General features: G+C 67.9%; 13 protein-coding genes. 3 read left to right on the top strand and 10 right to left on the bottom strand.

Annotated features, from left to right (window positions below):
- Window positions 1-60: 60 nt before the first annotated feature.
- Both GH266_RS17080 and def read right to left on the bottom strand, forming a co-directional pair.
- Window positions 61-693: a MarC family protein gene (locus tag GH266_RS17080; RefSeq protein ID WP_158194900.1), complete on the bottom strand. Its 633-nt coding sequence runs from the start codon at window positions 691-693 to the stop codon at window positions 61-63.
- 41 nt (window positions 694-734) lie between these two features.
- Window positions 735-1,253, bottom strand: a complete 519-nt coding sequence (gene def, locus GH266_RS17075) for a peptide deformylase (protein WP_158194899.1) — start codon at window positions 1,251-1,253, stop codon at window positions 735-737.
- 205 nt (window positions 1,254-1,458) lie between these two features.
- On the opposite strand from def, the gene GH266_RS17070 reads away from it, so the two are divergent.
- Window positions 1,459-2,727 carry a DNA recombination protein RmuC gene (locus GH266_RS17070; protein WP_158194898.1) on the top strand — a complete coding sequence of 423 codons (1,269 nt, stop codon included), beginning with the start codon at window positions 1,459-1,461 and terminating at the stop codon, window positions 2,725-2,727.
- A gap of 140 nt (window positions 2,728-2,867) precedes the next feature.
- Here the strand turns inward: GH266_RS17070 and GH266_RS17065 are convergent, their stop codons facing one another.
- Window positions 2,868-3,194 (bottom strand): hypothetical protein, encoded by a 327-nt coding sequence (locus tag GH266_RS17065; protein WP_158194897.1) that lies wholly within the window; start codon window positions 3,192-3,194, stop codon window positions 2,868-2,870.
- Between the two features lie 265 nt (window positions 3,195-3,459).
- On the opposite strand from GH266_RS17065, the gene GH266_RS17060 reads away from it, so the two are divergent.
- On the top strand, window positions 3,460-4,404 hold the full coding sequence (locus GH266_RS17060) for a 2-hydroxyacid dehydrogenase (RefSeq protein WP_158194896.1): 945 nt from the start codon (window positions 3,460-3,462) through the stop codon (window positions 4,402-4,404).
- A gap of 35 nt (window positions 4,405-4,439) precedes the next feature.
- Here GH266_RS17060 and GH266_RS17055 read toward each other — a convergent pair whose 3' ends face one another.
- From GH266_RS17055 to GH266_RS17040, 4 genes are all read right to left on the bottom strand, one after another.
- Window positions 4,440-4,817, bottom strand: a complete 378-nt coding sequence (locus GH266_RS17055) for a response regulator (RefSeq protein WP_158194895.1) — start codon at window positions 4,815-4,817, stop codon at window positions 4,440-4,442.
- 413 nt (window positions 4,818-5,230) lie between these two features.
- Window positions 5,231-6,115: a C40 family peptidase gene (locus tag GH266_RS17050; protein ID WP_158194894.1), complete on the bottom strand. Its 885-nt coding sequence runs from the start codon at window positions 6,113-6,115 to the stop codon at window positions 5,231-5,233.
- 71 nt (window positions 6,116-6,186) lie between these two features.
- Window positions 6,187-6,537, bottom strand: coding sequence for a MarR family winged helix-turn-helix transcriptional regulator (locus GH266_RS17045; RefSeq protein WP_158194893.1), 351 nt, complete (start codon window positions 6,535-6,537; stop codon window positions 6,187-6,189).
- A gap of 108 nt (window positions 6,538-6,645) precedes the next feature.
- Entirely contained in the window at window positions 6,646-8,037 is a 1,392-nt protein-coding gene (locus GH266_RS17040; RefSeq protein ID WP_199270356.1) for a leucyl aminopeptidase family protein, read from the bottom strand.
- Between the two features lie 200 nt (window positions 8,038-8,237).
- Between GH266_RS17040 and GH266_RS17035 the strand changes: the two genes are divergently transcribed.
- Window positions 8,238-9,065, top strand: a complete 828-nt coding sequence (locus tag GH266_RS17035) for a tetratricopeptide repeat protein (protein ID WP_158194892.1) — start codon at window positions 8,238-8,240, stop codon at window positions 9,063-9,065.
- A gap of 100 nt (window positions 9,066-9,165) precedes the next feature.
- Here GH266_RS17035 and GH266_RS17030 read toward each other — a convergent pair whose 3' ends face one another.
- Genes GH266_RS17030 through GH266_RS17020 form a run of 3 tightly spaced genes read right to left on the bottom strand, consistent with a single transcriptional unit; the run spans window position 9,166 to window position 12,706 of the window.
- On the bottom strand, window positions 9,166-10,146 hold the full coding sequence (locus tag GH266_RS17030; protein ID WP_158194891.1) for a type II secretion system F family protein: 981 nt from the start codon (window positions 10,144-10,146) through the stop codon (window positions 9,166-9,168).
- Between the two features lie 42 nt (window positions 10,147-10,188).
- Window positions 10,189-11,214, bottom strand: a complete 1,026-nt coding sequence (locus GH266_RS17025; protein WP_158194890.1) for a type II secretion system F family protein — start codon at window positions 11,212-11,214, stop codon at window positions 10,189-10,191.
- A complete protein-coding gene (locus tag GH266_RS17020) occupies window positions 11,207-12,706 on the bottom strand; it encodes a TadA family conjugal transfer-associated ATPase (RefSeq protein ID WP_158194889.1) in 1,500 nt (499 codons plus the stop codon). The genes GH266_RS17025 and GH266_RS17020 overlap by 8 nt, the downstream gene beginning before the upstream one ends.
- Window positions 12,707-12,737 lie beyond the last annotated feature (31 nt).

The following is a 12,737-nucleotide window of genomic DNA, read 5'->3' as shown; positions in this document are numbered from 1 at the left end:
AGCAGGGCTCGGCTTTCAGGGGTTTGAACGTATCAGGCAAGGCGCGTCATGCGAGGCGCTTCATGCAAGACCGGGCAACAGGGCCTTGAGGCTCGCCACCATCATCTCCATGGCGATGGCGGCAAGGATCATGCCCATCAGCCGGCTCATGATGCTGATCGCGGTGCGGCCCAGCACCCGCGTCAGCAGCGGCGCGGCGAGAAAGGTCGCCGAGAGCACGGCGACCATGGCAGCCAGCGCCGCCACCAGGGCGATCTCCTGCCCCGTCCCGCTCGCCTGCTCGCGGAAGATGACGATGGTCGAGATCGAGCCGGGTCCGAGCAGCATCGGCACGGTCAAGGGGTAGATGCCCGGATTGTCGACGCTCCGGTGATGCTCTTTCTCTGCGTCCGTGCCGGCCTGCGCGCTGCTTTCGCCGCCATGCAGCATGGAGAGGGCGATCAGCAGGATCAGCAGCCCGCCGGCAAGGCGGAAGCCGTCGATACTGATGCCGAAGAGCGACAGGATCGCCTCGCCGCCGAAGAAGACGACGACCGAGCCGGCAATCAGGCCGAGCGTTGCGGTCAGCGCGACGGCGCGCTTTCCCGCCGCATCGCGGTCGCCGGTCAGCGCCAGGAACACCGGCAGGTTGGCGACCGGGTTCATGATCGCGAAAAGCGCCGCGAAGACCTTGAGGAAGAAGGCGATGTCCATGCGTCCGGCTCCCGGGTCGCAGGTTCAGTCTCCGGCGCGGCTCAGGCCTTTTCGGTCAGCCGGGCCTGCTTCTGGAACTTCTTCACGACGCGGTCGCGCTTCAGCTTGGAAATGTGGTCGATGAACAGCACGCCGTTCAGGTGGTCGATCTCGTGCTGCAGGCAGGTGGCGAGCAGGCCGTCGGCCTCGATCTCGCGCTGCGCGCCCTCGCGGTCGAGGAAGCGCAGGCCGATGCGCTCCGGCCGCTCCACGTCCTCGTAATATTCGGGGATCGACAGGCAGCCCTCCTGATAGACGGAGTGCTCGTCGGATTCCCAGACGATCTCGGGGTTGATCACCACCATCGGCGCGGGCGTCTCGCCCTCGCGCGCCACGTCCAGCACCAGCATGCGCGTCGGCACGCCGATCTGGATCGCGGCCAGCCCGATGCCCGGCGCGTCGTACATGGTTTCCAGCATGTCGTCGGCCAGCTGGCGCACGGCGTCGTCGACGCTGGCGACCGGCTCGCTGACCAGGCGCAGCTTGGGATCCGGCAGGATGATGATGTCTCGTTTCGTCATGGTGCTGAAATATGGGAGAAGGCCGCCCGCGTCAACGCGCGGATGCGCCCGGAACGCACGATTTCCGCGGTTTACGGCCCCACGCGAGGGAGCTGCCGGCGTCGTGCGCGCGCCGGGCGCCCCTCGGCCCGCCCACGGTGCCCGGTTGCCGCCCTGCACGCTTGCGCCGTTTCGCGGCAGCGGCAAATGTTCTATCTTTGTTTCCATGGAGACGATTCTCTTCACTCTGCTCGGCCGGCCGGTGTCGCTCGGCGAGGCGCTGGTCGGTGCGGCGCTGCTGCTGCTCGCAGCCGCGGTGCTGACGCTCGTCTCTGTCTCTCGGCAGGCGGGCCGGGCCCGCGATGCCGAATGGCGGGCCGCCGAACACGCGCGCGAGCTCGAGGCGCGGATCGCCGACCTGCTCAAGGTCCAGTCCGAAATGACCGGCCGGATGCAGACCATGGCCGAGGTCTTCGGCTCCCGGCAGGGCGACCTGATGCGCGCGGTCAACGAGCGGCTCGACGGCATGAGCCACAAGCTCGGCCAGTCGATGGCCGAGACGACGCGGCGCACCCATGACGGGTTGCGCCACCTGCACGAGCGCCTCGCAGTCATCGACCGGGCGCAGGCGACGATCCGCGACCTCTCCGGCCAGGTCGGGGCGCTGCAGTCGATCCTCGACAACAAGCAGGCGCGCGGCGCCTTCGGCCAGGGCCGGATGGAAGCCATCGTCCAGGATGCGCTGGCGCCGGGCGGCTACAGTTTCCAGGCGACCCTGTCGACCCGGGTGCGGCCCGACTGCCTGATCCATCTGCCGAACGGCGCGCCGCCCCTCGTCATCGACGCCAAGTTTCCGCTCGAGGCCTATAACGAGCTGAAGCAGGCGGAAGGAGCGGAATCGCTGAAGCAGGCGCGCGCCCGGTTCCGCCGCGACATCGGCAAGCACCTGACGGACATCGCCGAGCGCTACCTCATTCCCGGCGAAACCCAGGACACGGCCTTCATGTTCGTGCCGTCCGAAAGCATCTTCGCCGAGATCCACGAGCAGTTCGCCGACATCGTCCAGAAGGCGCACCGAGTCCGGGTGGTGATCGTCTCGCCCTCGCTCCTGCTGCTGTCGATCCAGGTGGTCCAGTCGGTGCTGCGCGATGCGCGGCTGCGCGAGGAGGCGCACCGGATCCAGGCCGAGGTTGCCCATCTCGTCGCCGATGTCGACCGGCTGGACGAGCGGGTCCGCAAGCTGCAGCAGCATTTCGGCCAGGCCGGACGCGACATCGAGCAGATCCTCATTTCGACCGACAAGATCGGCAAGCGCGGCCGCACCATCGGCGATCTCGACCTTGCCCCGCCGCGCGGCGAGCAGGCTTCAGACGGCACCGCCGACCGGCCGGGCCCTGTTGGCGGCACGCCGGCGGCCGAGCCGCGTGGCCGCCGCGACGAGCCGGCACGCCCCCTGCCCCTGCCGGGCCTGCACGACCCCTACGCCGCCGACTGAAGGCCAACTCCACATATCATACGCCAGCCGGCACCCTGCGGGGATAACGACGCCCGCCCACCCCGGTCCGGAGCGGGCACGGCACCGGGGATAGGGCGGGGATAGAGGCCGGCGGCGAGCGGGGACAAGTCGGCCCCGCGTCAGTGCGCCTCGCCGATCTTCGCCGTCTCGCTGTCGCTGCCGGAAAACACCCGCACCGTCCTCGCCGCCCCGGCGTAGCTCCGTTCGATATAGTGGAACTTGATGTCGGTCGGCACCTGCGGGCAGGGGCCGGCGCCCTCGCGCGGCGTCACCTCGATGAGGTAGACCGGCGGCTCCGACGTCTCGATCCCGGCGAACTCGGCCATCACTTCGTGGCCGGGTGTCGGGACGGTCACCGTGCCGGTCACATGCAGGGTCGGCGTGCGACCCGGCCCCGGCATCAGGTCGACCCAGGCGACCACCTCCTTGACGTCTCCGATATCCATTTATCCTCTCCCCCCGGAAAAGTGCGTTTGCGACAAGAAAATCAAATTTTTCCGATTTCAGCGCGGAATTTTGCAAAATTTCTCTCAAAATTCGGTTTCGCTGCGCACCGCATCGTCGATGCGAATTGCGGTTCGGAGCCATGCGGACAACCACCGCGCCTTTGCCGCCAGAGGCTTGGCTTTGCGACGCTTTTTTCGATCCAGGTGCTGCACAGGCCGGCGGAAGATGCTCTAAGGGAGGGAAACACCCCTTTGGAGGACCGCCATGAGCTTGCTGATCGCCGTCAAGGGCTGGAACCCTGCCGCCTGGGCCCTGCGCCTTGCCCGGCACCTGCCGGAACACGAGATCCGGTCCTGGCCGGATGCCGTCGGCGACCCGGCCGACATCCGCTACGCGCTGGCCTGGAAGGCCCCGGCCGAGGTCCTGGCCGCCTGCCCCAATCTCGAGGTGATCTTTTCGCTCGGCGCCGGCGTCGACCATTTGCTGGCCCAGCCCGGACTGCCGGACGTTCCGGTGGTGCGCGTCGTCGATCCGGACCTGACCGCGCGCATGGCCGAGTGGGTGGCGCTCCAGGTCCTGCTGCACCATCGCCAGCATCTCGCCTACGCCGCGCAGCAGCGCGAGGGCGTGTGGCGCGACCTGGAACAGCCGGCCGCGCGGCATGTGCGGGTCGGCCTTCTGGGCCTCGGCGTGCTCGGCGCGGAAGCCGCCAAGGTATTGGTGCGATTGGGCTTTGACGTTGCCGGCTGGGCGCGCGGGCCCAAGCAGATCGACGGGGTCGCCTGCCATGCCGGCGAGGCTCAGCTCGGCGACTTCCTCGCCCGCACCGACATTCTGGTGAACCTGCTGCCCCTGACGCCGGAGACGCACGGCTTCGTCGATTACGCTCTCGTGTCGCAGCTGGCACGGGACGGGGCGCTCGGCGGGCCGGTCTTCATCAATGCCGGGCGCGGCGGCAGCCAGGTCGAGGCGGATCTCGTCCGCGCGCTCACCGACGGCACGCTGAGGGGCGCCAGCCTCGACGTGTTCGAGACCGAGCCGCTGCCCTCGCACAGTCCGCTGTGGAAGCTGGAGAATGTGGTGATCACGCCGCATGTCGCCGCCGACAGCGACCCGGAGGCGATCTCGACCTATGTGGCCGAGCAGATCCTTGCCTTCGAGGCCGGCGAGGCCTTGCGCAACACCGTCGACCGGGCGACCGGCTACTGAGGTCGGATCGCCGACAGTCTCTTTATTTCAAGTAATTAGCAGTGGAAGCGGCGGGCGCGCGAGAACCACAGCTCGACGATCTCGCGCGCGATGCGCTTGAGTTCGCGAGGGGTCGCGGGCTTCTCGTGAACGGCGTCGAACCAGTCGCCGTCGGCTGCGACAGGCACGGCACCGCGCGTCAGGCCGACCAGCGGCAGCGTCGCGCTGTCGTGGCGCTGGCGCACGCGCCGGGCCAGTTCGCCGGCACGGCCGCCGGGCAGGTCCAGCGAGGCGACGACGCAATCGAAGGGCGGGCCGGCGGCATCCGGCGTCGACAGCAGCTCGAGCGCCGTCTCCACGGAGCCGACGCGGCGGACACGAATGTTTCCCGTTGCGCTTTCGAGCGCCAGACGGAATGCGAGGGCATCGTTCACGTTGTCTTCAACGTGAAGAAAAACCGCATGCGGCAAGACATGAAGCATGGTTGACCGATTGTCCGTAGAAACACGTGCAAAGACGTTCGAACCGACAACCTTCCGGATGTCAGGCGAAACGTCCAACATGATTGATCTGTGCGGACTTGCGGTTCGGCTTGACCCGTTGGATGACTTCGCTGTCCGTCTCAATGGCGCGAAAATCCGTCGCGCAACGTCGACGCTGATATAGTTAAGTCAGCGAGTCGTCACAACTGCATTCCCTGCATAGCTGCTCCGCTAGGGAAACGGGCCGATTTTCGGCTTTTCCTTTTAAGGCGAAGCAAGCAAATTTCCGAAACAACTTGGAAATACGAACAACCGAAAAACCTCACGCTTGCAGCGCCAAGCAACGGCGCCGGCTGCGCGCCCTGTCACAGACGCCGGCAGGCGGTCAGTGCGCCCCATTCCGTCGCGGAAATGCGGGCAAGCGCCGCTTCCAGCGGCTCGCAGGCAACGCTCATCGTGTGGCCGTTGGCATGCAGCAAGGTGGCCGGATCGCGCAAGATTCCGACATGGCCCTTCCAGAACAGCAGGTCGCCCCGCGCCAGTTCCGGCAGGCCGCCGGAGATGTCGAGCGCTTCGCCGGCCCCGGCCTCCTGCATGTCGCTGTCGCGCGGCAGCACATGGCCGCCTTCCGCCGCCGCCAGTTGCACCAACGCCGAGCAATCGAGCCCCAGCGACGTCCGACCGCCCCACAGGTAGGGCGTGCCGAGCAGGCCTTCGGCCACCGCCACCCAGTCGGCGACGGTCTCGCCCAGCGGCCTCAGGTGGCGGGCGACCATGGCGCTGCCGTCGTCCAGCAGCGCGTAGTCGAGGCCCCGCGTCACTGCTGCGCCGACGACGCGCACGCGCGCGCCGAGCGACAGGAGCGAGAGCGGCGGCCGCTTCAGCTCGGCCTCCGGATAGCGGTAGCTGCGCGGCACGCAGACCCGGTGGGTGGCCGGCAGCCCGGCCTCGCCGAGGGCTCCGGCCGGCAGGTAGCCGACATAGCCGTCGCTCGCCAGCTGGCCCCAGGCCCAGCCGTCGTCGCGGATCTCGTAGAGATCGAAGGTCTCGCCGTACAGCGCCTCCGTATCGATGGAGCGGTCCGCATCCGGCGCGGGGCGCAGCGGCGCCGAGGCGGCCGTGATGCGCGTTGCCAGCGGGTCCACGAAACGCTCCGCCGCGACCCTGCCGCGATAGCGGCTTGCAGCCAGGTCGGCGCGGACGGGGTGGATGCGGCGGTCGAGGGAGGGGGCGGCGGGTTCGCTGGTCATGCGGCTGTCCAGACTTTTTCAGGCTTTTTCAGGCGTTTTCGGACGTTCGGCCGCCCGCGCGCCGCTTCAGCTCAGCGGGACAGCTCGGCGGCGCGGGCAACGATCGTATCGGCAATGTGCTCCAGATAGAGCGCTCCGGCAACCGTGCGGGTCACCACCACGTTGCGCCGGTCGGCCTCGTCGCGGCGGCGCGACAGCAGCTTCATCGCGCCCAGGGTGTCGAGCGCGCGGGTGATCACCGGCTTGGTGACGTCGAGACGCGCCGCTAGCCCGCGCACCGTGTGCGGGGGCGGCTCCAGGTAGACCGTCATCAGGATCGCCATCTGGCGCGAGGTGAGGTCCTTGTCGCCGTCGGTGACCAGCGACATCGTCACATCGTGCCAGAGCCGCAGCGCCTGCGACGGTCGCAAGTCGATACCCATCCCTCACCCATGCCTCATGCGCCGTTGCCGGCCTTGCCCCATAGTGACAGGCAATTCGTTTCGGTTCCGTTATACAAACGGCGAAACGAGGCAGGAAAGCGTGCGGTCTCAGCTTCGCGGGTAGCGGGCGGCAAGCAGCGAAAACAGGGCGCGCGCGGCCTGCGCCTCGCCGCCCAGCGGCCGGCCCGGACGGTCGGCCGGGTTCCAGCCATAGATGTCGAAATGCGCCCAGACCCGCGCCTTTTCCACGAAACGCGAGAGAAACAGGGCCGCGGTGATCGAGCCGGCAAAGCCCGCGCCGCTGGTGTTGATGTGGTTGATGTCGGCGATGCGGCTTTCCAGATAGCTTTCGTAGGGGCGCCACAGCGGCAGCCGCCACAGCGGATCGCGCACCGCGCTCGCGTGGTCGGCAAGCTCGGCCGCGAAGGCCTCGTCGTCGGTGTAGAAGGGCGGCAGGTCCGGGCCGAGGGCGACACGCGCGGCGCCGGTCAGCGTCGCCATGTCGATCAGGATCTCCGGCTCCTCCTCGTCGGCGAGCGCCAGTGCATCGGCCAGGATCAGCCGGCCTTCCGCGTCGGTGTTGCCGATCTCGACGGTGAGGCCCTTGCGGCTCGCCAGCACGTCGCCGGGGCGGAAGGATGCGCCGGAAATCGCGTTCTCGACCGCCGGGACGATGACGCGCAGGCGCACCGGCAGGCCGGCCGCCATGATCATCGAGGCCAGCGCCAGCACCGCGGCGGCGCCGCCCATGTCCTTCTTCATCAACGCCATGGCGCTGGACGGCTTGATGTCGAGGCCGCCGGTGTCGAAGACGACGCCCTTGCCGACCAGGGTGACGCGCGGGTGATCCTCCTCGCCCCAGGTCGCATCGAGAAGCCGCGGCGCGCGGTCGCTCGCCCGGCCGACCGCATGCACCATCGGGAAGCCCTCGGCGAGCAGCGCCTCGCCCTCGACCACGCGCACACGCCCGCCGTGATCGGCGAAGAGACGCAGGGCCGCATCGCACAGCTCGGCAGGACCGAGATCGCTCGCCGGCGTGTTGACCAGATCGCGTGCGAGCGCCATGCCGTCGAGGATCAGGCCGACCCGCTCCAGGTCGACGCCCTCCCCCACCATCAGCCGCGGCGCGGGACGGGCCGGCGGCTTGCGATAGCGCTCGAACCGGTAGGAGCCGAGCGCGAAGGCGAGCGCGGCTTCCTCCTGCGCCTCGGCAGCGATCTCCAGGCGGAAGTCGCCGCCCGGCAGTTTGCGGGCCAGATCGCCGACGGCAAAGCCGGGCTCAGCGGCGTTGACAACGCCGAACAGCACGGCCTCGAGCGCGCCTTCCGCACCTGGCACCAGCAGCAACTGGCCGGCCGCGCCGTCGAAGCCGCTCGCCGCGGCGAAGGCCTCGGCCCTTGCACCCAGGCTCTGAAGCGTTGCCGGTGCCCCATCGCGGTCGACGGCGTGAACGGGAACGGCGGCAGCATCGGCGGAATGGGCGGTCAGGGAGGCGCGCACGGGCGGGGTCCTTGTCTGGCGGGAGAAGACGGTCGGAGCCCCGTTTTAAGCACGAAGGGCCGGCAGCGGCAATCGCCCGCCGGCGTGCCTGCGGCCGGCGCCGGGCCGCCGTTTAACGAAGCATTAGGGTTAACGACGTATTGATGAGCTTGCGCATTCTGCAAGTTCAACCGTCCGTCCGTGTCCAGGAGCCAGGCACCATGCCATCCACGCGCCACGCCCTTTCCCGCCCTGCCGCCGCGCCGCGCCTGATGCTTGCGGCCTCGATGGTGGCCCTGGTCGCGCTGACAGGCTGCGCCTCGTCGAAGCGCGCCGTCGGCACCCATTCGGGCGCGCCGCAAGGCTATGCCGCCCCCGGATCGAGCGCTGCGCTGCAGGCGGTCGGCTATTGGGGCCAGGCCTACCAGCGCTCGCCGAAGGACCGAGAAAACATCCTCAATTATGCCGCCGCCCTGCGCCGCAACGGCCAGGTGGACCAGGCCGAGGCGGTGCTGCGCCAGGCGATCATCGCACATCAGAGCGACCGCGACATCGCCGCCGCCTATGGCAAGGTGCTGGCGATGAACGGCCGCTTGCCGGAAGCGCTGCAGGTGATCAACGGCGCGCAGACCCCGACCCGGCCCGACTGGCGGCTGATGTCGGCAGCGGCCGCGATCCACGACCAGATGGGCAACACCCAGCAGGCGCGCGAACTCTACAACCAGGCGCTCAAGATCGCTCCCGACGAGCCGAGCCTGCTCAACAACCTCGCCATGTCCTATCTCCTGCAGGGCGAAGCCAAGGAGGCGGAAGGCGTGCTCCGCCGCGCTACCGCCAGCCCCAAGGCCGACAGCCGCATCCGCCAGAACCTGGCGCTGGCGATCGGCCTGCAGGGCCGCTTCCAGGAGGCCGAGCAGGTCGCCACCGCCGAGATCGACCCGGCCCAGGCGGCCCACAACATCGCCTATCTGAAGTCGATGCTGTCGCAGCGCAATTCCTGGGCCGAAATCGCCGCGCAGGACAAGAAGAAGAAAAAGTCCGGCGGCTGATCCGGCGCGAACCCGCATTCCCGGAAACGGCAAAAGCCACCCTCGCGGGTGGCTTTTTTTGTGCTCGAACCTTGGCTCCGACGGCGCCCGGCCCAGTCCTTCAGAAGGTGGCGACGGCCTGGATGATCGCCGGACCGATAATGACGGCCAGCAGCACGGGCAGGAAGAACACGATCATCGGGACGGTCAGCTTGGGCGGCAGGGCGGCCGCTTTCTTTTCCGCCGCCTGCATGCGCTGCAGCCGGTTCTCGTCGGCCATCACGCGCAGCGCGGTGGAGACCGGCGTGCCGTAGCGCTCGGCCTGGATCAGCGCCAGCGAGACGTTCTTGACGCCTTCCAGGCCGGTGCGATTGGCAAGGTTCTCGTAGGCCATGCGCCGGTCGCCGAGATAGGAGAGCTCGGCATTGGTCAGCGTCAGTTCCTCGGCCAGCGGGATCGACTGGATGCCGATCTCCTCCGACACCTTGCGGAAGGCGACCTCGATCGACATGCCCGATTCCACGCAGATCAGCATCAGATCGAGCGCATCCGGCCAGGCGCGGTTGATCGACAGCTGGCGGTTCTGGATCTTGTTCTTCAGATAAAGGTCGGGCGCGTAGAAGCCGACGAACGCCACGAGGCAGGAGATGAACAGCTTGACCATCGCCGGCTGGTCGATCTGGAGCACCACGAACGTATAGAACAGCGCCAGCACGAACAGGATCACCGGCATCACGAGGCGCGCGAACAGATAGGTGTAGAGCGGACGCACGCCGCGATAGCCGGCACGCATCAGCCGCAGCTTGGTCTCGTCGTCCGACAGAAGGTTCTTCAGGTTCAGCCGGTCGACGATCCTCTGCATGTTCTTCTTCGGCTTGTTGCGCAGGGAAACACGCGCATTCGCCTTGTCGTCGGCCAGGCGGGCTCGCTCGCGCGCGCGCATCTGCTCGCGCTCCAGCGCCACGGACTTCATCCGGCTCTTGAGCTTGTCGCCTTCCAGCAGCGGCACGACGAGCGAAAACAGCGTGCCGGCGATCGCGACCATGGTCAGGATGGCGATCATCGCCTGCTGGGAGAGAAGATTGGAGAAATCCAGTCCCATGGTCTCTTTCCGTGTCCGTCGTTCCTGCCCGAAAGCGGCAGATCAGAAGTCGAAGGCGATCATCTTCTTCATGATGAGGATGCCGGTCAGCATCCAGATGCCGCTGCCTACGACGATGATGTTGCCGACAGGCTCGGTGAACAGCAGCATCATGTAGGACGGGCTGGTCAGCGACAGCACGCCGACCACCAGAAAGGGCAGCGAACCGATGATCGCGGCGGAGGACTTGGCCTCCTGGCTCATGGCGACGATCTTGCCCTTCATCGCCTTGCGCTCGCGCAGCACCTTGGACAGGTTGCCCAGCGCCTCGGACAGCGAGCCGCCCGACTGCGCCTGGATCATCACGACGATGGCGAGGAAGTTCGCCTCCGCGACCGGCATGCGGCTCGGCAGCTTCGAGATCGCCTCGGCCAGGGTGATGCCCATGGTCTGCGCCTCGACGATGCGGCGGAACTCGGTCTTGATCGGCTCGCGCGCCTCGGCGGCGACGATCTGGACGCACTCGCCGAGCGGCAGGCCGGCCTTGGTGCCTCGCACGATGACGTCGACGGCATTCGGCAACTCGTTCAGGAAGGCGGCGATCCGCTTCTTGCGGCGGCGCCCGAGATAGAAGCGCGGCACGCCGAAGGCGCCGACGAACATCAGGCCCAGGGTGACGATCAGCGAGCCGGAGGCGAGCAGGCCGACGAGGCCGAGCACCAGCCCACAGATCGCCGAAAAGCCGAAGAAGCCGCGCTTCGACCACGACAGGCCGGCCTGGTCGATGCGCTCGTCGAGCGACAGGCGCGCGGCGCGTTGCTGCTTCTTCTTCTCGCGCGCCTCGAATTCCTTGAGCTGGTCCTGCACCGACTTGCGCCGACGGTCGCCGTCGCGCACCGCCCGGCGGGTGGCATCGACGGCGGCGTTGCTGCGGGCCGACACCGACTTCATCCGCTTCTCGCGTGCCGCACGCCCGCTCAGCTGCGGCTCGAACAAAGCGTAGATGATGCCGCCGATGGAAAACGTCGCCAGCAGGGCGATGGCGACCATCGTCACTTGCGGCGAGAGGAAGGACTGCAGGTCAGCCATGTCCGGGCTCCGGGGCTTCGGCGGCGTCGAGGGCGGCGGCAAGGCGATGTTCCTCGCCGAAATAGCGGGCCTTTTCCCAGAACTTCGGGCGACCGATGCCGGTGGAGCGGTGACGGCCGACCAGCTTGCCGTTCGCGTCCTCGCCGAGGATGTCGTAGAGGAACACGTCCTGGGTGATGACCACGTCGCCTTCCATGCCCATCACCTCGGAAACGTGGGTGATGCGGCGCGAACCGTCGCGCAGGCGCTGCGCCTGGACGATCACGTCGATGGATGAGACGATCATCTCGCGCAGGGTCTTTGAGGGCAGCGAGAAGCCGCCCATGGTGATCATCGATTCCAGGCGCGACAGCGCCTCGCGCGGGCTGTTGGCGTGCAGCGTGCCCATGGACCCGTCGTGGCCGGTGTTCATCGCCTGCAGCAGGTCGAAGGCCTCGGGTCCGCGCACCTCGCCGACGATGATCCGCTCGGGGCGCATACGCAGGCAGTTCTTGACGAGGTCGCGCATGGTCACCTCGCCCTCGCCTTCCAGGTTCGGCGGACGGGTCTCGAGGCGCACCACATGCGGCTGCTGCAGCTGCAGCTCGGCCGCGTCCTCGCAGGTGATAATGCGCTCGGTGGAATCGATGAAAGCCGTCAGGCAGTTGAGCAGCGTCGTCTTGCCCGAGCCGGTACCGCCGGAAATCAGCACGTTGCAGCGGCTGCGGCCGATGATCTCCAGCACCGTCGCGCCCTCGGGCGAGATCGAGCCGTACTGGACGAGCTGCTTGAGGGTCAGCTTGTCCTTCTTGAACTTACGAATGGTGAGCGTCGGACCGTCGATGGCCAGCGGCGGGGCGATCACGTTGACGCGCGAGCCGTCGGCAAGGCGGGCGTCGCAGATCGGGCTGGATTCGTCGACGCGGCGGCCGACCTGGCTGACGATCCGCTGGCAGATGTTCATCAACTGCTTGTTGTCGCGGAAGCGCACGTTGGTCTGCTGCATCCGGCCCTGGGTCTCGATGTAGACCGTGCTGGCACCGTTGACCATGATGTCGGCGATGTCGTCGCGCGCCAGCAGAGGCTCCAGCGGGCCATAGCCCAGGACGTCGTTGCAGATGTCCTCGAGCAGGTCTTCCTGCTCGGAAATCGACATCACCACGTTCTTCAGCGCGATAATGTCGTTGACGACGTCGCGGATCTCCTCGCGCGCGTCCTCGGCGCTGAGGCGGGTCAGCATCGACAGGTCGATCGCCTCGACCAGCGCGTTGAAGATCGAGGACTTGGTCGCGTAATAGCCCTCCGAGCGCTGCGGCGCCCGCGTCTCGGCAGCCGGCGGCGGGGTCGGCGCCGGCTTGGCGGCAACGGCGGGCTGTGCCGCGGCAGGGGAACGCGCGGGCTCGGCCGCGACGGGCGGCGGTGCAGCCGGCGCGGCCTGCGGCTCGCCCTGGATGGGCGGCGCCGCGGGGCGGGACGTCTGGGGACCTGAGGAAGCGCCACGTCGACCGAACATCGTTACCTGCTTTCAATCGTCTCGAAGAAAC

This window comes from Stappia indica, assembly GCF_009789575.1.
Lineage (GTDB): Bacteria > Pseudomonadota > Alphaproteobacteria > Rhizobiales > Stappiaceae > Stappia > Stappia indica_A.
This window is presented reverse-complemented; position numbering and strand designations above follow the sequence as displayed.